Origin of the sequence: Synechococcus sp. W60.3 (assembly GCF_047502615.1) — a bacterium.
Lineage (GTDB): Bacteria > Cyanobacteriota > Cyanobacteriia > Thermostichales > Thermostichaceae > Thermostichus.
Window position 1 is genome coordinate 1 of the sequence record NZ_JANSHJ010000038.1, and the last position, 19,975, is coordinate 19,975.

The 19,975-nt window shown below is 60.5% G+C and carries 18 protein-coding genes and 1 pseudogene; 8 read left to right on the forward strand and 11 right to left on the reverse strand.

Going from position 1 to position 19,975, the window contains the following annotated elements:
* Positions 1-408: 408 nt before the first annotated feature.
* On the reverse strand, positions 409-750 hold the full coding sequence (locus NW846_RS11050; RefSeq protein WP_083757654.1) for a helix-turn-helix domain-containing protein: 342 nt from the start codon (positions 748-750) through the stop codon (positions 409-411).
* Between NW846_RS11050 and NW846_RS11055 the strand changes: the two are divergent.
* Together NW846_RS11055 and NW846_RS11060 are read left to right on the forward strand one after the other, a co-directional pair.
* Positions 701-1,980 (forward strand): annotated as a pseudogene (locus tag NW846_RS11055) (competence/damage-inducible protein A). The gene NW846_RS11050 and the pseudogene NW846_RS11055 sit on opposite strands and share 50 nt — an antisense overlap.
* 102 nt (positions 1,981-2,082) lie before the next feature.
* Positions 2,083-4,233: a M48 family metalloprotease gene (locus NW846_RS11060; RefSeq protein WP_414516007.1), complete on the forward strand. Its 2,151-nt coding sequence runs from the start codon at positions 2,083-2,085 to the stop codon at positions 4,231-4,233.
* 10 nt (positions 4,234-4,243) lie between these two features.
* Here NW846_RS11060 and typA read toward each other — a convergent pair whose 3' ends face one another.
* From typA to glpX, 4 genes are all read right to left on the reverse strand, one after another.
* Positions 4,244-6,061 carry a translational GTPase TypA gene (gene typA, locus NW846_RS11065; protein ID WP_414346928.1) on the reverse strand — a complete coding sequence of 606 codons (1,818 nt, stop codon included), beginning with the start codon at positions 6,059-6,061 and terminating at the stop codon, positions 4,244-4,246.
* A gap of 183 nt (positions 6,062-6,244) precedes the next feature.
* Entirely contained in the window at positions 6,245-6,352 is a 108-nt protein-coding gene (psb30, locus tag NW846_RS11070; protein ID WP_011429448.1) for a photosystem II reaction center protein Ycf12/Psb30, read from the reverse strand.
* Between the two features lie 112 nt (positions 6,353-6,464).
* Positions 6,465-7,760, reverse strand: coding sequence for a glutamyl-tRNA reductase (locus NW846_RS11075; RefSeq protein ID WP_011429447.1), 1,296 nt, complete (start codon positions 7,758-7,760; stop codon positions 6,465-6,467).
* Positions 7,761-8,078: 318 nt separating this feature from the next.
* On the reverse strand, positions 8,079-9,122 hold the full coding sequence (glpX, locus tag NW846_RS11080; RefSeq protein WP_011429446.1) for a class II fructose-bisphosphatase: 1,044 nt from the start codon (positions 9,120-9,122) through the stop codon (positions 8,079-8,081).
* Positions 9,123-9,378: 256 nt separating this feature from the next.
* On the opposite strand from glpX, the gene NW846_RS11085 reads away from it, so the two are divergent.
* Positions 9,379-9,636, forward strand: a complete 258-nt coding sequence (locus NW846_RS11085) for a DUF1830 domain-containing protein (RefSeq protein ID WP_011429444.1) — start codon at positions 9,379-9,381, stop codon at positions 9,634-9,636.
* Between the two features lies 1 nt (position 9,637).
* On the opposite strand, the gene NW846_RS11090 is transcribed toward NW846_RS11085, so the two are convergent.
* Positions 9,638-9,829, reverse strand: coding sequence for a hypothetical protein (locus tag NW846_RS11090; RefSeq protein ID WP_414346927.1), 192 nt, complete (start codon positions 9,827-9,829; stop codon positions 9,638-9,640).
* Between the two features lie 215 nt (positions 9,830-10,044).
* Here NW846_RS11090 and NW846_RS11095 point away from each other — a divergent pair, with 215 nt between their 5' ends.
* The gene (locus NW846_RS11095; protein ID WP_011429441.1) at positions 10,045-10,653 is read left to right on the forward strand and encodes a peroxiredoxin; all 609 of its coding nucleotides are present in this window, start codon (positions 10,045-10,047) and stop codon (positions 10,651-10,653) included.
* Between the two features lie 368 nt (positions 10,654-11,021).
* Here NW846_RS11095 and NW846_RS11100 read toward each other — a convergent pair whose 3' ends face one another.
* On the reverse strand, positions 11,022-11,456 hold the full coding sequence (locus tag NW846_RS11100; RefSeq protein WP_369781438.1) for a photosystem I reaction center subunit II PsaD: 435 nt from the start codon (positions 11,454-11,456) through the stop codon (positions 11,022-11,024).
* Between the two features lie 222 nt (positions 11,457-11,678).
* Between NW846_RS11100 and NW846_RS11105 the strand changes: the two genes are divergently transcribed.
* The 3 genes from NW846_RS11105 (at position 11,679) to NW846_RS11115 (ending at position 13,545) form a co-directional block, all read left to right on the forward strand.
* Complete coding sequence (locus tag NW846_RS11105; protein ID WP_011429439.1) at positions 11,679-12,563, forward strand: arginase family protein; 885 nt, start codon at positions 11,679-11,681, stop codon at positions 12,561-12,563.
* A 9-nt stretch (positions 12,564-12,572) separates the two neighbouring features.
* On the forward strand, positions 12,573-13,100 hold the full coding sequence (locus NW846_RS11110; RefSeq protein WP_011429438.1) for a class I SAM-dependent methyltransferase: 528 nt from the start codon (positions 12,573-12,575) through the stop codon (positions 13,098-13,100).
* A gap of 148 nt (positions 13,101-13,248) precedes the next feature.
* Positions 13,249-13,545 carry a DUF2470 domain-containing protein gene (locus NW846_RS11115; protein ID WP_011429437.1) on the forward strand — a complete coding sequence of 99 codons (297 nt, stop codon included), beginning with the start codon at positions 13,249-13,251 and terminating at the stop codon, positions 13,543-13,545.
* Positions 13,546-13,596: 51 nt separating this feature from the next.
* On the opposite strand, the gene grxC is transcribed toward NW846_RS11115, so the two are convergent.
* From grxC to cobA, 4 genes are all read right to left on the reverse strand, one after another.
* Positions 13,597-13,857, reverse strand: a complete 261-nt coding sequence (gene grxC / locus NW846_RS11120) for a glutaredoxin 3 (RefSeq protein WP_011429436.1) — start codon at positions 13,855-13,857, stop codon at positions 13,597-13,599.
* 65 nt (positions 13,858-13,922) lie between these two features.
* Positions 13,923-16,709, reverse strand: a complete 2,787-nt coding sequence (gene polA, locus NW846_RS11125) for a DNA polymerase I (RefSeq protein WP_414346926.1) — start codon at positions 16,707-16,709, stop codon at positions 13,923-13,925.
* Between the two features lie 60 nt (positions 16,710-16,769).
* Complete coding sequence (gene menB, locus NW846_RS11130) at positions 16,770-17,594, reverse strand: 1,4-dihydroxy-2-naphthoyl-CoA synthase (RefSeq protein ID WP_414346925.1); 825 nt, start codon at positions 17,592-17,594, stop codon at positions 16,770-16,772.
* A gap of 36 nt (positions 17,595-17,630) precedes the next feature.
* A complete protein-coding gene (gene cobA / locus NW846_RS11135) occupies positions 17,631-19,124 on the reverse strand; it encodes a uroporphyrinogen-III C-methyltransferase (protein WP_414516011.1) in 1,494 nt (497 codons plus the stop codon).
* 175 nt (positions 19,125-19,299) lie between these two features.
* Here cobA and NW846_RS11140 point away from each other — a divergent pair.
* Positions 19,300-19,975 (forward strand): ABC transporter substrate-binding protein (locus tag NW846_RS11140; protein ID WP_414516013.1); only part of this gene is annotated, 676 nt, incomplete at its 3' end.

The following is a 19,975-nucleotide window of genomic DNA, read 5'->3' on the forward strand; positions in this document are numbered from 1 at the left end:
TCCATGCGTAGCGTGGTAGGAATCTCCGGCCTTCAGGCCGGGGAGGATGTCAATGCTTGTTTCCCGTACTGCTCAGCCACAGCCTCTGGCCGTTCCTGGAACGCACTACGCGCCCACCAGTAGCAAGCGCACCGTCTTGGCATGTAGCTGGCGCTGCTTTCTGACCGCTATCTTGGAGGTCTGAAACTTGAGCAGCAAGACAATAAACCAAGACAATAAACAATGTCAAATAATGTCAAAGAAAATGTCAAAGAATAAATGTCAAAGTTGTCCACCCAGAACCTGGCCGCCTTGGCGCTCATCCCGCAAGTCTTGAATGGGCCAACGCAAACAATGACTGCCACTTTCTGGTTTGGTACGGGACTGCCTTCGCCCAATCTGGTAGAGAAGGCAAGATGTGGTGAGTAGCTACTTGCATCCAGGTGGACGCTCGCCTTCTAAAGACTTCAGAAAATCTAGGGTGCGGTTATAAACAAACCGAGCTGTTCCCAACCACTGCTGCAGCGTCTGTCGCTGTTGTGCTGTTGGATACATCTCGTCCCCCAATCTTTTTGCCGGCGCCGGAGATGGAAACTTGCCGGTTGTCTCACCGCCATTTGGAATGGCCAACTGCAAGCCCAAAATCTGGGGGCGCGCAGGGAGGCCGAGACCTCCCTGCTTGTATACTTCTCTTGCGGCTGAGCTGAGCTCGAGGCCAAGCATGATCCCACCGCAAACTGCTATTCCCCAAGGGGCTGAGATCCTCTGCATCGGCACAGAATTGCTTTTGGGAGAGATCACCAATACCAATGCCCAGTACTTGGCAGCCGAGTTGGCGCAACTGGGGATCCCCCACTATTACCAAACGGTGGTGGGGGATAACGAGGCCCGCATTCACCACGCGCTGGAGGTGGCCTGTGGTCGTTCCAGCTTGATTCTGATCACCGGGGGTTTGGGGCCGACGCCGGACGATCTCACCCATGAGGCGCTGGCTTCCTTTTTTGGGGCGGAGATGGTGGAGCACCCCCAAGTGTGGGAAGAGATCCTGCAAAAGTACGGGCAGCGGGGCCTTGTGCCCTCGCCGAGCAATCGCAAGCAGGCTTTTCTGCCCCGGGGAGCGAGGGTGTTGCCCAACCCGCTTGGCAGCGCCTGTGGCCTCATCTGGCAGCCCCGGCCCGACCTGCACATTCTCACCTTCCCTGGGGTGCCGCGGGAGATGCAACACATGTGGCGGGAGACCGCCGTGCCTTATCTGCGCTCCATCGGCTGGGGAAAAGAGGTGTTCTACAGCCGGGTACTGCGCTATTGGGGCATTCCCGAATCGACGCTGGCCGAACGGCTGGGATCCCTGTTGGCGGGGGAAAACCCTACGGTGGCTCCCTACGCCAGCCAGGGGGAGGTACGCCTGCGGGTTACCGGACGTGCTCCCAGTCGTGAAGAGGCCCAAGCCTTGATCGCCCCGGTGGTGGAGCAGATTTTACAGATTTCTGGAGAAGACTACTTCGGCAGCGATGACGCCACCTTGGCCGGTGTGGTGGGGGAGCTGTTGCTGCAACGGGGTCAAACTCTGGCGGTGGCAGAATCCTGCACCGGCGGGCTGCTGGGGCAGTTGGTGACCGGATCCCGGGCAGCCCCGCTATTTTGTCGGCGGGATTGTTGCCTACGACAACCGCATCAAGGAGCAGCTTTTGCGGGTGGATCCAGAGACGCTGCGGCAGCACGGGGCCGTGAGCGAGCCGGTGGCGGCCCAGATGGCCCTGGGGGCCAAGCAAGTCCTCGGCTCCGACTGGGCCCTGAGCATTACCGGCATTGCCGGCCCAGAGGGGAACATCCACCAAGCCAGTCGGTCTTGTGTATCTGGGTTTGGCGGATCCGCAAGGGAAGGTGGAAGTACACGAGTACCGGTTTGGCAGCCTGCGCGGCAGAGAGGGGGTGCGTTGGTGGAGCGCCCAGACGGCTCTGGATCGCTTGCGGCGGCGCTTGCTCTGCTACCCCCTTTAGGGGGGATCCAGTCTCTCGGGGTTGGATCCCTGAGTAAGCTGGGGGAGCAGATGGATCCAACCGATCTCCAGAAGCAGACCCTACCAGGCAAGGAGCAAGCCGATGATCCCCGATGCCGTCCAGGCGGGCAAGGAAGCCCTGCGGCAGGGCCGCCTTCAAGAGGCCATCCAACTTTTTGAAGGCTACCTGGCCCAATCCCGTCAGCAGGACAAAGCATTAGGGATCCCGGCAGACTCATCTGACGGCGAAGCCCTGGAAGCCCAAATGAACCTGGTGCGGGCCTACCACCAGTTGGGCCAGACGGAGAAGGCACGGTCCCTCTGCCTAGAGCTGCTGCAACACCCCAACCCCCAGGCGCAAGGCTGGGCCAAGAAGATCTTGCTTCGCCTGCCCACTGCAACAGAGTCCCTGGCTGCTCCGTCCGCCAAACCTGTCGAACCGCGTTCTGCTCCCCCAGAGGAGCCGTCTCCTGGAGCGGGATCCCTGTCCACCCGTCAACGGGCCGCCCAACTGGGTATGAAGATCCCCCTGCCGGAGCGGGCCGGCCCCCTGCATTGGGCCAAGTGGGGATCCCTGGGGGTGGGCATTGTCTTCCTTTGGTGGCTGAGCTTTGCGTTGGTAGGCAGCCATCTGGATTTTGGCCGGCTGAGTTTTCCGCGGCAGCTTTGGTTTTTGCAGGGGTTGCTGCCCTGGCTGCGCAATGGCCTGCGCTGGTTGGTAGCCGGCAGCCTGGCGGTCAACTTTGGCGTCGGCCTTTTGTTTTTTGCCCCCTGGCTGATGGATCACCTGCACCGGCGGCTGCACAAGCTGCGCTGGGCCACCTTGGGGGAAATCGAGCGCCACAGTCCCGAGACTGCCCGTCTGCTGCAGCGCCTCTGCGCCCAAAAACAGCTAAAACTGCCTCGGCTGGGGGTGATCCCGGAAGGGGGGCCGCTGGCTTTTGTCTATGGCACGCTTCCCGACGGCGGCCGCATCGTGGTCACCCAGGCCCTGTTGCAGCAGCTTGCCCCGGATGAGATTGCCGCCGTCTATGCCCAAGCCCTGGGGCGCATCCTCAACGGCGACATCTTGATCCTGACCCTACTGGGATCCCCCGTTCAACTGGTTTACTTGGCCCTGGAGCAGGTGAGCCAACTGGCAAACAAGCGGCGGGATCTGATCGGGCATGTGGCTCCGCTGCTCTACCTGATCTACACGGTGCTCTCCTATCCCCTGTTTTTTCTCTGTCGCCTCGGCACCTACCACGCCGACCATTTTGCAGTGGAAGCGACGGGCAATCCCAACGGTCTGATGGCCGCTCTGCTCAAAGCGGCTGCCGGCCTGCAGGAGGCCCACAAAAACGACCGCCGCCCCTCTTCGCTGCTGCACTGCACCCGCCTCTTCAGCTTCTTGGACTTCAAAACCACCGCCGCCGCCAGTGCCGCCAGCCGCCTGCGGGATCCCGCCCAAGCCGGCCAAGTCTTTCTCTGGGATCAGCTCAACCCCTGGGCCCGCTGGATGCAGGTCAACTCCAGCCATCCGTTGCTGGGGCACCGCTTCCAGGTCTTGGCGGGGTATGCCCAACGGCTGCGCCTGCTGCCAGAGTTGAGCCTGGGATCCGGACCCAAGTTGGATGGGGCCCGTCTGCAAAGCCGCTTCTGGCTGGATCTGGCTATCTATGCTGCCGAAGTGAGCGGGATGGTAATTGGCTGGCTCCTGGGGCTGATCCTCTATCTGGCGCTGCCAGATCGCCTCGATCCCAAGGTGATTGCGGCAACAGCGGTGGTGGGCTATGGCCTGGGCCTGGGATCCAAGGCGGTCTTGATGTACCGCGGATCCCTGTCGCCCCAGCCGACCGATGTGCTGCACTTGCTGGCCGATCCCGAGGCGGATCCCTGCCGCAGCCAGCCGGTGGAGTTGGATGGGGAATTGGTGGGGCTGGGACAGGCTGGCTACCAACTGGGGGCAGAGCTGAAGCTGCAAGATGCCACTGGGCTGATGCCGCTGCGCTTCACCTCTCCCCTGGGGCCGGTGGGCAATGTCTTTTCCGGCCTGAAGCGGCTCCGCGCCCTCATGGGTCAGCGCGTCAAGGTGGTGGGCTGGTTCCGCCGCGGCAACACCGCCTGGGTGGATCTGGCCTACGTCCAGGCGGGATCCCAGCAGCTCCACAGCCGTCCCCGCCTGTGGCTGGCGTTGTTCGGCCTGGGAGTCGTCTTGTTCGGCGTCTGGGGGGCCTTCTCTTTTCCCAACCTGCGCTTCTACCTGCGACGGTAGGAGCCGACCGCTAGCGGCGAGAGGCCGTCAACTGCGCCTTGCGCAGCCGCACCGACTTCGGTGTAACCTCCACCAGCTCGTCCTCGCCGATGTACTCCAGCGCCCGCTCCAGGTTCATCTCCACCGGCGCCTGCAAATGCACCAGCTCCTCCCCGCCGGCAGCGCGGTGGTTGGTCAGTTGCTTGGTTTTACAGACGTTCAACTCCAAGTCCTGCGGCCGGTTGTGCTCGCCCACGATCATGCCCTTGTAAACGCGGGTACCTGGCGTAATAAAGAACACCCCTCGGTCTTCCGCATTTTTCAGGGCATAGGTGGTGGCCACCCCCTCTTCAAAGGCGATCAGCACGCCGTTGCGGCGGGTCTCGATCCCCGGCGTCAGGGGACGGTACTCCAAAAAGCTGTGGCTCATGATCCCCTCGCCGCGGGTGATGCGGACAAACTCGCTGCGAAAGCCAATGAGCCCCCTCGCCGGGATGACGAACTCCAACTGGGCCCGTCCGTCCGCGCCTACCATCATGTTCTGCATCTCTCCCCGCCGCTGCCCCAGCCGTTCAATGCAGGCGCCCACCGTGGATTCCGGCACATCCAGCACCAAGCACTCGTAGGGCTCGTAGGGCTGGCCATTTACCTCGCGGAAGATCACCTTCGGCTGCCCCACCTGAAACTCGTAGCCCTCCCGCCGCATGGTCTCCAGCAAAATGCCCAGGTGCAGCTCGCCCCGCCCGGAGACCAAAAAGCAATCGGGGGAGTCGGTTTCTTCCACCCGCAGCGCCACGTTGGTTTCTAGCTCCCGCAGCAGGCGCTCCCGCAATTGCCGCGAAGTAACAAAGGTGCCCTCCTGGCCGGCAAAGGGAGAGTCGTTGACGCAGATCATCACCTGCAACGTCGGCTCGTCCACCTTAATGAGCGGCAGGGCCTGCGGGTTTTCGGGAGAGGTGAGGGTGTAGCCGATGTTGGCCTCGGCAAACCCCGCCACGGCGACGATATGGCCGGCAGTAGCCTCGGTCAGCTCAACACGCTGCAAGCCCTGGAAGCCAAACAGCTTGGTTACCTTGCCCTTGGCAATCGACCCATCTTCTTTGACCACCGCCAACTGATCCCCAAGGCGGATGGTGCCGTTGTGGATCTTGCCGATCACGATCCGGCCCAAGTACTCCGAGTACTCCAGCGTGGTGACCTGTAGTTGCAGCGGCTTGGCCGGATCCCCAATCGGCGGTGGGACATGCTTGAGGATGGCTTCAAAGAGGGGCTTCATGTCCAAGGGGCCGCTGTACCTCCCTTCCAAAAAGACTTTCAGGTCGGCTTCTTCCAGGGCAAAGCCCTGCAGCCCCGAGGCAAAGAGGTAAGGGAAATCGCACTGGTCTTCGTCTGCCCCCAGCTCCAAAAACAGATCCAGAACCTTGTCGACAACTTTGTAGGGCTCGGCGCGAGGGCGGTCGATTTTGTTGACCACTACGAGCGGGCGCAGGCCTTTTTCCAACGCCTTGCGCAGCACAAAGCGGGTTTGCGGCATCGGGCCTTCGTTGGCGTCCACAACCAACAGACAGCCCTCCACCATGCCCAGCACCCGCTCCACCTCCCCGCCGAAGTCGGCGTGGCCGGGGGTATCGACAATGTTGATCAGGGTTTCGCCGTAGCGGACGGCTGTATTTTTGGCCAGGATGGTGATGCCCCGCTCCCGCTCCAGCGTGTTGCAGTCCAGCACGCAGGCGGGAATGTCCTCTCCCTCGCGGAAGGTGCCCGCCTGGCGCAACAGGGCGTCCACAAGTGTGGTTTTGCCGTGGTCGACGTGGGCGATGATGGCGACGTTGCGGATGGGGAGTGACATAAATAATCAACCCATAAAGTATTGCCCTACAGGCGAGTTTGCCCTAGGGCTGTCTCTATAACTGTAGCGCAAAGAAGCGTTACATTAAGAGATAACAAAGAAACAAGCCGAACTCCCTGGTCGATGCCGACAGGGGCTGCTCAGGGGGTTCTGTCAACTGCGCCGGCAACCAGCCTGGCTCGCCTACATATCGGCGCCGCGCAGGTAAAGCAGCAGAATGACCGCTGGCCCTGCCAGGACGATCAAGGCCAACAGCAGCAACTGCACAAACACTTCGTACTGTCCGAACATGCCCCCAACTCCCAGCGCTTACGTTTTGTATCCTAAGGGCAGCTCTCCCCCTGAGATGAGAGAGCTGTTACAATTCTTCAACACCTGACCCCACTTCACCCCCTGGGGATCCCTAGCGCTCCTGCTGCGCCTGAAACGGCATTGGATCGAGGTTAAACAGCTCCTGCAGAATTTGCATAGCCCTGCGCCGCGCCTCGATGTCCCGCTGGGCCCTCAGTTGCACCATGGGATCATGCAGGATCTTGTTGACAATGCCGCGGGTGAGCGCCTCGATGACCTCCAGGTGCTTTTCGGCGAAGTCTTTGCCCAGGCGGGAGAGGGCTTTTTCCATCTCCTGCTCGCGGATGGACTCCACCTTGTGGCGCAGGCTGGAAATGGTGGGCACCGTCTCCAAGGAGCGCCACCACTCCATAAACTGTTCTACTTCTTCTTCCACCAAGGCTTCGGCGGCCAGGGCCAGCTTTTGCCGTTGGGCGCGGTTTTCTTCCACGATACGGGAGAGGTGATCCACGTTGAACACCTGTACCCCTCTTAGCTTTTCCACGCCGGGATCGATGTTGCGGGGCACCGAGATGTCCACCAACAGCAGCGGCTGATCCGGCTGCAGCACCCCCGCCAGTTGCTCGTAGGTGAGGATGGGCTGGGTGGCGCCGGTGCTGGTGAAGACCAGGTTGGACTCCGCTATGCTACTCAGCAGCGACTCCCAAGGCAATACTTGAATTGGCTGCTCAAATTGCTTGGCCAGCGCTTCTGCCCGCTCCAAGGAGCGGTTGACCACGGTGATATCCACCGCCCCTTTGGCCAAGAGGTGCTGCACCAACAGGCGAGCCATTTTCCCCGCCCCCACCACGGTCACCTTGCCCTGAGAAAGGGATCCCTGCTCCTGCAAGGCCAACTCCACCGCTGCCGAGCTGATGGACATGGCGCCAGTGCCGATCCCCGTCTCGGTGCGGATGCGCTTGCCGGCGGTGATGGCCGCCTTGAAGAGGCGGTTGAGGATGCGATCCATGCCGTTGCAGGCCTGGCCCAGTTGCTGCGCTTTTTTCACTTGCGACAGGATCTGCCCTTCCCCTAATACCAAGCTGTCCAGCCCGGCGGCCACCCGCATCAGGTGCGTCACCGCATCCTGGTAGAGCAGCGTAAACAGGTGCGGGCGCAGTTGGGGCAGCGGGATCCCTTTCGCCTCGGCCAAGAACTGCATCGTCTGTCGGACACCACTTTCCATTTCTGGAGTGACGATGTAGACCTCCAGCCGGTTACAGGTGCTGAGGATCGCCGCTTCCTCAATGTGGGGGTGGGCACGGAGCTGCTGGATCCGCTCCCCCACCTCGGCCTCGGGAATGCTGAGGCGCTCCCGGATCTCCACAGGAGCTGTGCGATGGCTAAGACCGACAACCGCGATAAACATGCCTCTCCGTCGTCTGTACAGCAACAGTTATTAAAAACAGAAACTATGAACAAAAGCAAACTCACCTAGCTAGGACAAGGAAGGCAAGACCGATGTCAAGGGATTGCCTTGTCTCGGCTGCAGCAAGCTTAGGTAACTTTTCTCAGCCTACCTAAACCCTAAGAACAGTATCGAGCCGGTTTTGCAGGATTTTGCTGAAGAGTTATTACGTTTTTTCGGGCGACTGACTGATAGATTTCTTAACTTCCCAAAGGACAAGAGCGACCTTCGCCAGAGGAAAGCCGCCCTTGCCGAGGGAGATGTCGGGCCGGGGATCCGTCAGCGCAGTTGCAGGCTGCGGGGCTGTTGGCCGTCTTTCATATGGATGGTATCCACAAAGCGCACCGTGCGCGACTGGCTGGAGATCACCAAGGTCTCGGTGCGTGCCCCGCCGCCGAAGAAACGCACCCCGCGCATCAGGTCGCCATCAGTAATCCCGGTGGCCGCAAAGAGGACTTCCTTGCCGCTGGCTAGCTCTTCGCATTCCCACACCTTGTCGGGATCCTCGATGCCCTGTTCTTTCAGTTGCCGTCGTGTCTCTTCCACCGGCGGCAGGTAGGTGCCCGCCTGCACCACCTCGGGGTCGTAGATCAGCCGACCTTGGAAGTGGGCGCCGAGGCAGCGCAGCGCCGCCGCCGAGATCACCCCCTCTGGGGCTGCCCCGATCCCCATCAGGGCGTGGATGCCGGTGCCGTTGAAGCCTGCCGAGAGGGCCGCCGAGATGTCGCCGTCGGTAATCAGCTTTACCCGCGCCCCCGCCTCCCGGATTTGGCGAATGAGATCGACGTGGCGCTTGCGGTCCATGACCACCACCGTCAGATCGGAGACCTCCCGATCCAGGCTTTCGGCGATAATCTGAAGATTCTTTTCCGGCGGATAGTCGAGATGTACCTTGCCCTTGGCCTGGGGCGGAGCCGCCAGCTTCTGCATGTAGATGTCCGGCGCGTGCAGAAGGCCGCCTTTTTCGGAGATGGCCAGCACCGCCATGGAGCCGTTTTGGCCCTTGGCCACCAGGTTGGTGCCTTCGCAGGGATCCACGGCAATATCGATTTCCACCAGCTCTTCCACGCGGCAGAACTGCTCGGCGTCCGGGCGCGTACAGATGCCCACCTCTTCCCCGATGTAGAGCATGGGGGCCTCATCGCGGGTTCCCTCCCCAATGACGATGCGGCCGCGCATGGGGATCTGGTTCAGTTTCTCCCGCATGGCCTCGACGGCCACCTGATCGGCGGTCTTGTTGTCGCCTTTGCCCATCCAACGGGCGGCGGCGATGGCAGCCTGCTCCACCACTTCGATGATCTCTAGCCCCAACTTGTTGTCCACGGCGTGCCCCCTTGGTATGTCGGAACGATGAAGGCCAATTAAGGATATCTTCAGACTCTTCCCCTCAGTTTACCAGGCGGGCTTCTTCTCGGGATCCCCTTGCCTCAGCTTTCATAAGCTGAGAAAACAAATCGGCCAAAGTCAAGCAGAAAGAGCGATCCCCGTCTTGCCCGTTGGCTATTGTCGGCTGGGGATCAAGAGTGATAGCCTGGCTTAAAGCCAATAAGTTTTTCTTAAGGCGATTAAAAAAAACGCAATGAAAAGATACGTTTTCGTCAACCGTTCTCAGCAGGTTCAGGTCATCCGAACAATTCCCGGCCACTGGGAGCGCACCCTCTTCCCCGGCCAGTATGCCATTTTCGAGGCAGAGCCGGACGACTACCTGGAGGTTTATAGCTGCTGCTGTTCTACCACCATTTTGGAAGAGCGCCACCCCTGCCGCCGTTTGTTGGACTCCTCACTGCCTGAGGCTGACCCCCACCTGGACAGGCTGGCAGATGCAGTGAACGGATGAATCAGCTTGGGGATCCCGGCTCCTGAGGCCGAGCCTCGGTTTCCTCGCAGGGCAGCTCGGCAGAGGGGGCATCGGGAGGACGGGTGAGGCAACTGCCTCGCGCGGCGTCGCGAAAGGTATCGATGCGCTCCACGCAATTGTGATAGCCACAGTAGGGGCAATAGAGGCGATCCCCTGGCTGGGGCTCCACCACCGCCGGCAGCGGTCACAACAGAAGTGGTAGAGAAACTCCAGCGCCACCCTCATGGCAACCGACTCCCTGACCTGGCAGAGCCGAAAAACGGAAAGAAATGGGGATCCCCTGGATCGCGGCGCTCCAGCTTAGCCAGCCAGTAAGACAAAGTCATTATGAGTATGGTATGTTAGGTTTAGTTTACATTTGTACTTTACCGTAAGGAGCGTCGACTGATGTCTCAGGAAGGATGTCTGCGGGTGGGGCAGCCCGCTCCCGATTTTTCGGCCACTGCCGTTTACGACATGGAATTTAAGACGGTGAGGCTCTCCGACTACCGGGGCAAGAAGTACGTGGTGCTGTTCTTCTACCCCTTGGACTTCACCTTCGTCTGCCCGACGGAGATCACGGCTTTCAGCGATCGCTACGACGAGTTTGCCAAGCTGGACACGGAGATCCTCGGCGTCTCGGTGGATAGCGAGTACTCTCACCTGGCCTGGATTCAGACCGACCGCAAAGCCGGAGGGGTGGGCGAGCTGAGGTATCCGCTGGTCTCCGACCTGAAAAAGGAGATCAGCGCCGCCTACAATGTCCTGGATCCGGCGGCAGGGGTGGCTTTGCGCGGCCTGTTCATCATCGACAAGGAAGGGATCATCCAGCACGCCACCATCAACAACCTGGCCTTTGGCCGCAGCGTGGATGAAACCCTGCGCACCCTGCAGGCCATCCAGTACGTGCAAGCTCACCCCGATGAAGTTTGCCCGGCCAACTGGCAGCCCGGCCAGAGAACCCTGAACCCCGACCCGGTGAAATCCAAGGAGTTCTTCGCGGCGGTTGCCAAGTAGGCTTGTCCAGGCCCTGTCAGGGATCCCGGGTTTTGACACTCCCCCGCCTGAAGGCGGGGGATTCTCACGTAGTCCATAAACGGACTCGTAAAGGCGCTGTCAAGACACCTCTAGACAGTTCCGTGTAGGTATGCTTTGCTGGAGCTTTTTTTTAGCAAAAGGCAGCCCGACAAAGGATCCGACTCTTCTCAACATGACCTTCCGCCTCCCCTCTCCCTCGGGGAGAGGGGCCGGGGGTGAGGGCTAACAGCGCCGAACCCTTTCAAACCGGTTGCCAGTGGAGACGAACAAATGTGGAGACGAACAAATAAAGATCCCCTGGGCTGGCCAGGGGATCCGACAAGACAGAAAGACAAAGGTCGCCGGAATTAGTCCCAGGGTTTCCCGTTGGTGAATTTGTAGGTAACCGGCTCTTTGTTCTTGCCGATGTTGTGATCCACCTTGCCGACGGGCTGGCGCCCCTCGTTGACCTTCTCGGGAAAGACACCATCCTTGGGATGCACCAGTTCCGGCTGTCCACCCGCCGGGATGCGGAAGATCTGGTAGTCCTTGATCTTGAACTCGGAGATCAACTGAGCGCCGAGCGCCAGGCACTGCTCTTTGCGGGCGAAGGTGAGGTAGTTTTTGCCCTCCACCATCTCGGCGGCGCCGCCGGTGGGCATTTCAAACACTTGCCCCGGCTTGCCTGTCCAGGTGATCACATATTTTTCTTCGGTTTCGGCTGCGCTCAACAGCCCTCCGGTGGATCCCCCGAATAGGGGCAACTTTGCCCCCTGACGGGGATCGCCTTCCATCACAGCCATAGCCTACCTTCTCGTCGTCGTTTGCGTTGTTGGGCCGCGCTTGGGGTTGAGGCGCGGAGCACTTTGAATGTACCATCGGCCCGATTTTTGACCCCAGATCTGCCGGCGAACTGTAATTTTTCGTAGCAGATCCAGCTCTGGCGCGGGCGGATCCCGGCTTACTCTCTGAGCCACCATAGAAGCAGGCGGCAGAGCCCCACGTTTGCAACAGGAACGACGCCCATGGCCCAGTGGTCCCTCCATCCCAGTTCCCAGTCCAACGCCAGGGTTGTCCTCATTCCCACTGCCTTTGGCCCAGATACGCAGGCGCCGCTGGCCATCCTCAACGCCGGTGCTGAGCTGTGTGCTTTTGAGCCGCGGTTGGGGATCAATGTGGATGAGATAGCAGTGGCGCAGTTGCCGGGGCTGGTGGATGAGCCGCCCTATGGCATGTGTGAGGCGGCGGTTATTCAGGCTTGGCGACGACAACAGTGGCCGGTGCTGTTGCCTTCGGTCTTGGCGGCCAGTTGGGGAGCCATTCGTGCCCTTTGGAAGCACTACCTCGCCCTGAGTGTGGTGCATTGCAGCGCCCATGCCAACCTGATGCCGCCCGAGGAGATGACCCAGCCGGAGCAAGATATGGGCTATGGCAACGCTGCCTGGGTGGAGTTGCTCTACCAGCATAGGCTGCCGGTGGTGCATGTGGGGCTGCGCAGCGGCAGTGCCCGCGCCTACGCCTGGCTGAAAAACCACGCCAGCCCGATCTTTTGGGCCCAGGATGGCTGGGATCCGCAGCAGGTGGTGGAGGCTTTGCCGGAGCAGCCGGTGTTTTTGGTGGTGGACTGCAGTGTGCTGGATCCCTCTTTGGCGCCGGCGGTGCACCACCCGGAGCCGGGGGGGCTGAGTTGGTTTCAACTGTTAACAACCTGTGAGGCCATCTTCGCCGCCCGCCCTGTGATCGGCCTTTCCTTGGGAGGAGTGGCGGTGGGAGCGGCGACGCGGCCAACCGCCCGCGTGGTGGCCCGCCTGCTCAATTGGCTGCTGGCCTGCTACGGCCTCTACTCCCTGAAGCTGGCCCCCAACCCCGCTACGCTCGAACGGCCCGAAAATAGATCGCGAACCTCTTGAGCCCGGCTTATGAAGGCTTTCTACCGGCAGGTGCTTTTTCCGAGGTTGCTGGATTGGGCTCTGGCCAGCGAGCGTCTGGAGAGCTATCGGCGGCAGCTTCTGGCCCAGGTGCGGGGAGCGGTCTTGGAGATCGGCTTTGGCACCGGCCTCAACCTGGCCTGCTACCCAGAGCACATTCAAAAAATTACAGTGGCAGATCCCAACCCCGGCATGGGATCCCTGGCCCGCCGCCGCATCGCGGCTTCCTCCATCGCCGTCGATTGGCTGGTGGCGGACGCCCAAGAGCTGCCTTTTTCGAACCAGAGTTTTGACAGCGTGGTCAGCACCTGGACCCTGTGTAGCATCCCCGATTTGGCCAAGGCTTTGGGGGAAATCCGGCGGGTGCTGCGGGTGGGGGGCAAGCTGTTTTTTCTCGAGCACGGCCTCAGCCCGGATCCCCAGGTGCAAAGCTGGCAAAGGCGTCTCAACCCTATCCAGAGGGCGATCGGAGATGGCTGCAACCTAGACCGAGATATGGCTGGCCCTGGCAACCGTTAGCCTGCCCTCAACTAGCTCTTTGATTGGCGTTCTCCCCCCTTTCATCCCCCGTATACGGGGGGAAAGGGGAAGAGCGGGATCTGCGCCGCCAAGGTTTCGGTCAAGACTCCGCTAGACTAAAACCTGTACCTGGCAATTCCCACCTTCTATGGGCGATCCTCTCACCCCTCAGGTTAGCGAGCGCATCTGCAAGCACATGAACGAAGACCACGCCGATGCCGTGGCCCTCTACGCCAGGGTCTTCGGCCAGGTGGAAGGAGTGGTCCAGGCCCGTATGGAGGCCATCGACGCGGAAGGAATGGACTTACAGGTGGAGGTGGATGGGGCTGTGCGGAAGCTGCGCATCCCCTTTGATCACCCTCTCAAAGATTCTGAAGATGCCCACCACACCCTGATTGCCATGCTCAAACAAGCCCGTGCCCAGCTCAGGCAGGCCGCCGGTTAGCCACAAGTTAACGGGTTTGGATCCCGCCCAGGCTAGCAGGAAAGCAGGCAGCTAGCTGGCCTGCTGCAGGAGCAAATCCAGCTTGCCCTGGGCCTCAAGGGCGTAGAGGTCGTCGCAGCCGCCGATGTGCTGGTTGTTGATGAAAATCTGGGGCACGGAGCGGCGCCCGTTGGCCCGCTTGGCCATCTCCGCCCGCGCCGCCTCATCCCCATCGATGGCGTATTCGATGTACTTCACCCCTTTGCGATCCAACAGTTGCTTGGCGCGGATGCAGAAGGGACAAAAACGCCACGTGTAGATCTCAACGGCCATAGGGAGATAACCAACACTTTCACACACTTTTACATAGCTTAACATTTCTCCGAGGCCGGGATCCCTTAGTTGGCCTCCTTCCAGTTGTGGCCAATTTGAATGTCCACCACCAGCGGTATGGAAAGGGGCACTGCCTCTTCCATTTCTCTTTGAATGAGGGGCCGTAAGTCCTGCCATTCGGAGGGCTCTACTTCAAACACCAGCTCGTCGTGAACCTGCAAAAGCAAACGCGAGCGAAAATGCTGCAGCTTTTCCTGCAAGCGCACCATGGCCACTTTGATGATGTCTGAGGCGGATCCCTGGATGGGGGCGTTCACGGCAGCCCGCAGCTCGGCCTGTTTGCGATGGCCGGATAGCTGAGACAAATTGGGAAAATAGCGACGGCGGCCTAAAAGGGTTTCCACATAGCCGTGCTTTTCCACAAAGGCTTCGGTGGCGCGGAGATAGGCAAAAACGCCGGCGTAGCGCTCGTTAAATCGCCGCAAAAATTCCTTCGCCTCCGCTAGAGAGACGCCGGCAGTGCGGGCAAAACGCTGCGCCCCCATGCCGTAGATCACCCCATAGTTAATCGTCTTGGCCAGGCGGCGTTCTTCGCTGGTTACTTCTTGTTTTTCAAAGAGCAAGCGAGCGGTAAGGGTATGCACATCTTCCCCAGAGCGAAAGCACTCGATGAGGGTTGGCTCTTGGCTGAGGTGGGCCAGGATGCGCAGCTCAATTTGCGAGTAGTCAGCCGAGGCCAACAGCCATCCCTCCTGGGGAACGAAGGCCTGGCGAATGCGGCGGCTAAACTCGCTGCGGATGGGGATATTTTGCAAATTGGGGTTGGAGGAGCTGAGCCGGCCAGTGGCAGTAACGGTCTGGTTGAAGCTGGTGTGCACCCTACCCGTATCGCGTCTTACCAGAGCCGGCAGCGCGTCCACATAGGTGGATTTGAGCTTGGCCAGGGTGCGGTACTGGAGAATGGTTTCAATGACTGGGTGATCCCCTTCCAGCTTTTCCAAAACCGAGGCGTCGGTGGAGTAGCCGGTAGCTGTCTTGCGAGTTTTGCGGACATCTAGCTTGAGCTTTTCAAAGAGCAGGGATCCCAGTTGTTTGGGAGAGTTGAGGTTAAACACCTCGCCTGCTTGAGCATAGGCTTTCTGCTCTAGACTGTGTAGCTCTTTTTCCAGCTCCTGGGAAAACTGCCGAAGAAACTCAGTGTCGATGCGGATGCCGACCCACTCCATTTCTTCCAAAACATGGGCCAAAGGCAACTCCACTTGGACAAAAAGATTCCAGAGGCGTGGGTCAGTCTGTTGCAGCTTTTCGGTGAGGATGGGCACCAAACGATAGGCGCAGTAGGCGTCGGTTCCGCAATATTCTGCCACTTTGGCAATGGGCAGATCGGCAATGGAGTCTGCTTTGCCCAGCAGCTTTTCATAGCTGGTGGTGGGTAAATTTAGATAGGTAGCTGCCAAATCAGCCAAGTTGTGGCTAGCTTCTGGATTGAGCACATAGCTAGCCAACATGGGATCAAATTGGATCCCTTGTAGGCGGATGCCATGAGCGCGAAAAATGCTGAGATCATACTTGCAGTTTTGCAGGCTTTTGGGGCGACTGGGATCCTCCCAAATGGGCTGTAGGCTCTGTTTGACTAGGTTCCAGTCCAAGTTGGATCCCTGGCGGTGGCCAATGGGCAAATAGGCAACATCCCGCTCCGACCAACAGCAGCCAATCCCCACCAGTTGGGCGTCGCGGGGATCCAGACTCGTGGTTTCTGTGTCCCAGGCTACGATCCCGGAACAGGCCAACAGCTCCTGCCGCAACAGCTCCAATTTCTCCGCTGTATCCACGATGCACACTGCTGGCAAAGAGGGAGCGGGAGCAGCGGGAAAATCAAACCAAAGAGCCTCGTCGTAGGTAGAGCCATCCTTTGAAGTTGTCCTTGCTTGAGAGGCTTGGGCTGGGATCCCGCCCAAAGTGGCCTGCAGTTGGCGCACTTGAGCAATGAAACTGCGAAACTCCAATTTCTCCAGCAGCGGCAGCACTTCCTCTGGGTCAAACCCAGTTAACCTCATGCTCTCCCAGTCAGGCGAAAGGGGGACATCGCAGTGAATTCGAGCCAGAAATTGGGAGTGCTGGGCTGCTGGGATCCCTTCCCTGAGGTACTGCTGGATTTTGCCAGGGATCTCCCCCAGATGGTTGAAAATCTCCTCCAGGCTGCCATAGCGCTGCAAGAGCTCCGCCGCTCGCTTGGGGCCGATCCCCTTGACACCGGGAATGTTGTCGGAAGGGTCACCGCAGAGGGCTTTGTAGTCGACCACCTGCCAAGGCCAGATGCCGAGTTTCTCTTTGACCTCTTGGGGGCCAAATTCGCTGACGCGATCTTTGCTGTTGAGGTGCAAAACCCGAATCCTTCCCTCGCGGTCAATGAGTTGAAACAGATCCTGGTCGCCGCTTAAGATCTGCACTCGATACTCGTGGGGAGCAAGCCGACAGAGAGTACCCAGAATATCGTCGGCCTCAAAGCCAGGCACCGCCAAAATGGGAATGCGCAGCGTCGCCAACACCTGCTGGAGGTTCTCCACATCCTCAACGAACTCCGGCGGTGTTTCCGGACGGCCTGCTTTGTAGGTTTCATCCGCCTCGTGGCGAAAGGTGGGCTGCCGGGTATCAAAGGCAACAGCTACATGGGTGGGGGGGTATTTCTCCAAGACCTCCAGCAGCGATTTCAAAAAGCCAAAGCTGACACTGGTCGGGATCCCCGTGGAGGTGCGCAAGCCCCCCTCGCGGCTGTAGGCAAAGGCATAAAAAGAGCGGTAGGCCAGGGAGTGGCCATCGACCAAGAGCAGCCGGGGAGTTTGGGAAGCCATCGGCCCAGACCAAGAACTGAGTCCAGCCTATCCAAAAGGGATCCAACAGAGGATCCCTCCCTAGGGCCGCCAGGGAAACTGGCGAAAGTTGGGGGGGCGCTTCTCCAAAAAAGCCCGTTTGCCCTCGGCCGCTTCCTCGGTCATGTAATACAGCAGTGTCGCGTCCCCGGCTAGCTCCTGCAGTCCCATCTGGCCGTCGCAATCGGCGTTGAAAGCAGCCTTGAGGCAGCGGATGGCCAGAGGACTGTGTTGGAGGATCTCCCGCGCCCAGCGGATCCCTTCGGCTTCTAGTTCCTCCACCGGCACCACCGCATTGACCAGGCCCATCTCCAGGGCTTGCGCTGCGGTGTACTGGCGGCAAAGAAACCAGATTTCGCGCGCTTTCTTCTGCCCCACCACCCGCGCCAGGTAGCTGGCCCCAAAGCCGCCGTCGAAGCTGCCCACGCGAGGCCCGGTCTGGCCAAAGATGGCGTTGTCGGCGGCAATGGTGAGATCGCAGAGGAGATGCAAAACATGGCCTCCCCCAATGGCGTAGCCGGCCACTAGGGCAATCACCACCTTGGGCAAGGAGCGGATGAGGCGCTGCAGATCCAGCACATTGAGGCGCGGGATCCCCGCCTCGTCCAGGTAGCCGGCCTCTCCCCGCACGCTCTGATCCCCGCCGGCGCAGAAGGCATATTTTCCGTCCGTGTGGGGCCCGGCGCCCGTCAAGAGCACGACTCCAATCTTGGGATCCTCCCGCGCATCTACAAAGGCATCGATCATCTCGGCAACGGTCTTGGGGCGGAAGGCGTTGCGCTTGTGGGGGCGGTTGATGGTGATCTTGGCAATGCCGTCGGTCTTCTCGTAGAGGATGTCTTCGTAGAGCTTGGCCGTCTGCCACATGGTGTCCAGCGTCCCAACTGCCCTCCCATTATCCCGCTAGGGGACAGTCTGCAGGAGGGATCCCACCAGCCCTTCCAGGGTGTACTCCTGGGCCACCACATCTACCCGCCCCAAGATCTGCCTGCAGGTTGCCGCCGTTTTGGGGCCGATGGCCGCAATCTGCACCGGCGGATCCCAGACCTCAGGGCCTAGCCCTGCCTGGCGTAGGAGATGGGCAAAATGCTGCACCGTTTTGGAGCTGGCAAAGGTGAGGATATCCACCTGGCGATCTTTGAGAGCCTCCACCACCTGGGGATCCGCCGCTGTCGGACAGGCCGACTGGTAGGCGGCCACCTCCACCACCTCGGCTCCGCGTTGCCGCAGCCCCTGCACCAGCTCCTCCCGTCCTCCGGATTCGACGCGGGGGAAGAGGATGCGCTGCCCCTGCACCGGCTCTGGCCAAATGGGCAGCAGGGCCTCGGCCACAAACTCAGAGGGCATCAGATCCGGGCGGATGCCGTACTGGGCCAGCACCGCCGCCGTTTTGGATCCCACCACCGCCACTTGCAGGGAGTGGAGTGCTCGGCTATCTCGCCCCTGCCGCTGCAGCCGCTCAAAGAAAGCCTGCACTCCATTGGCAGAGGTCAGCAGCAGCCAGTCGAATTGTTCCAGGTTGGCAATGGCTGTATCCAAGGGATCCCAGCTCGTGGGCGGCTGGATCACCAGGGTCGGCATCTCCAGCACCCGCGCCCCCTGGGCCTGCAGCAACTCACAAAAAGCTGGCGATTGCCCCTCGGAACGGGTAACCAGCATCGTCTTGCCTGCCAAAGGAGCCGGTGGCGGCAAGGGTGGGATCCCCGGCAAAAAGTCCTGCCGCAGCCGCACCACCTCCCCAACCACCAGTAGGCCCGGCAACTTTGCCTGACTCTCCCCCTGCTGCAGCTCGGCCAAGGTGCCCACCCACACCTGCTGCTCTGCTTGCCCCGCCCCCCAGATCAAGGCCACCGGTCGGTCTGCCGGGATCCCAGACTCCACCAGCCGTGCGCCAATGTGCTGTCGCTGCCGGGATCCCATCAAAATCACCAAAGTATCCAACTGGGCCAAAGCGCCCCAGGGCAGAGCTTCCAGCTCGTGGGCGGTGAGAACGGCAAAAGCGCGGCTCAAGTGTTTATCCGTTAACGGGATCCCTGCCCAGAGGGGGCCAGCCAGGGCCGACGACAACCCCGGCCAAATCTCAAAGGGACAGCCCGCCTCCCTAAGGGCTTGGATCTCTTCGCGGGCGCGGCCAAAGATCAAGGGATCCCCCGACTTAAGGTGAACCACCTGTTTACCTTCCCGACAGCGCTGAATTAACCAGAGGATGCCCTGCTGTAAGCTCGCTTCTCCTGAGCGCCGCCACACCTGCGCCTGAGAGGGTAACTCCGCCAGCAAACGCTCATCCACCAGCTCGTCAATCCAGATAGCCTCAGCCTGCCGTAGGATCTCCAGTGCTCCCTGCGTCAGGCCCGCCCGCCCGCCCAGCCCTGCCCCCACTAGATACACCTTGCCCATGCCCTACCCCTTGGAATGTCGATCTTGCCCCTTGTAAGAAGGGGATCCCGCTTGCTTTGCAAATATAAATCGAAGACGCCTCCCAACAGCTCCTCTTCCAAGGGGTGGCCAGCCTGAGGAAAAACTGGTCTACTTGCGAGATACTGAAAGCGTGGCCGCCTGAGGATCCCTGCCTATGTCCGGTGTAACTCCAGAGCCTTGGCCGCGGCGGCGTTTTTTGGCCAGTGGAGCTGCTCTGCTAGCAGTAGGAGCGGGCTCCCGCCCCTCTTCGGCCAGATCCCGGCCCTTGCGACTGGTCACCAACTGGTACGCCCAGGCCGAACACGGCGGCTTTTACCAAGCCCTGGCCACCGGCATCTACGCCGACTACGGTCTGCAGGTGGAAATCCGCATGGGGGGAACGGCGGTCAATGTGTTGCAACTGCTGGCGGGGGGGGCGGCAGATTTTGTTCTCGGCTCCAGCCCGGATGCCCTTTCTGCCCTGCAAGCCGGGATCCCGGTGGTAACAGTGGCCGCCTTTTTCCAGAAGGATCCCCAATGTTTGTTGGCCCATCCGGGGGTAGGCATCGAGCGGCTAGAGGATCTGCGGGGTAAACCCATCTGGGTGTCACCGGGAGCCAACCTCACCTACTGGCCTTTTCTGCGGGCCAAGTTTGGCTTCAGCGACGAGCAAAAACGCCCCTACAACCTTAGCCTCACCCCCTTCTTGCTGGACAAATATTCTGCTCAGCAGGGCTATGTGACCGCCGAACCGTTCCGCGTGCGCCAGGAAGGGGGGTTTGATCCCGTCGTCTTTCTGCTGGCCGACTACGGCTACTCCCCCTACGCCACCACCCTGGAGACCACCCGCC

Coding starts and splice junctions, on each gene's coding strand:
- NW846_RS11050 (WP_083757654.1), bottom strand. CDS start 750: ATGCAGAGGATCTCAGCCCCTTGGGGAATAGCAGTTTGCGGTGGGATC.
- NW846_RS11060 (WP_414516007.1), top strand. CDS start 2,083: ATGATCCCCGATGCCGTCCAGGCGGGCAAGGAAGCCCTGCGGCAGGGC.
- typA (WP_414346928.1), bottom strand. CDS start 6,061: ATGTCACTCCCCATCCGCAACGTCGCCATCATCGCCCACGTCGACCAC.
- psb30 (WP_011429448.1), bottom strand. CDS start 6,352: ATGTTCGGACAGTACGAAGTGTTTGTGCAGTTGCTGCTGTTGGCCTTG.
- NW846_RS11075 (WP_011429447.1), bottom strand. CDS start 7,760: ATGTTTATCGCGGTTGTCGGTCTTAGCCATCGCACAGCTCCTGTGGAG.
- NW846_RS11085 (WP_011429444.1), top strand. CDS start 9,379: ATGAAAAGATACGTTTTCGTCAACCGTTCTCAGCAGGTTCAGGTCATC.
- NW846_RS11095 (WP_011429441.1), top strand. CDS start 10,045: ATGTCTCAGGAAGGATGTCTGCGGGTGGGGCAGCCCGCTCCCGATTTT.
- NW846_RS11100 (WP_369781438.1), bottom strand. CDS start 11,456: ATGGCTGTGATGGAAGGCGATCCCCGTCAGGGGGCAAAGTTGCCCCTA.
- NW846_RS11105 (WP_011429439.1), top strand. CDS start 11,679: ATGGCCCAGTGGTCCCTCCATCCCAGTTCCCAGTCCAACGCCAGGGTT.
- NW846_RS11110 (WP_011429438.1), top strand. CDS start 12,573: ATGAAGGCTTTCTACCGGCAGGTGCTTTTTCCGAGGTTGCTGGATTGG.
- NW846_RS11115 (WP_011429437.1), top strand. CDS start 13,249: ATGGGCGATCCTCTCACCCCTCAGGTTAGCGAGCGCATCTGCAAGCAC.
- grxC (WP_011429436.1), bottom strand. CDS start 13,857: ATGGCCGTTGAGATCTACACGTGGCGTTTTTGTCCCTTCTGCATCCGC.
- polA (WP_414346926.1), bottom strand. CDS start 16,709: ATGGCTTCCCAAACTCCCCGGCTGCTCTTGGTCGATGGCCACTCCCTG.
- menB (WP_414346925.1), bottom strand. CDS start 17,594: ATGTGGCAGACGGCCAAGCTCTACGAAGACATCCTCTACGAGAAGACC.
- cobA (WP_414516011.1), bottom strand. CDS start 19,124: ATGGGCAAGGTGTATCTAGTGGGGGCAGGGCTGGGCGGGCGGGCGGGC.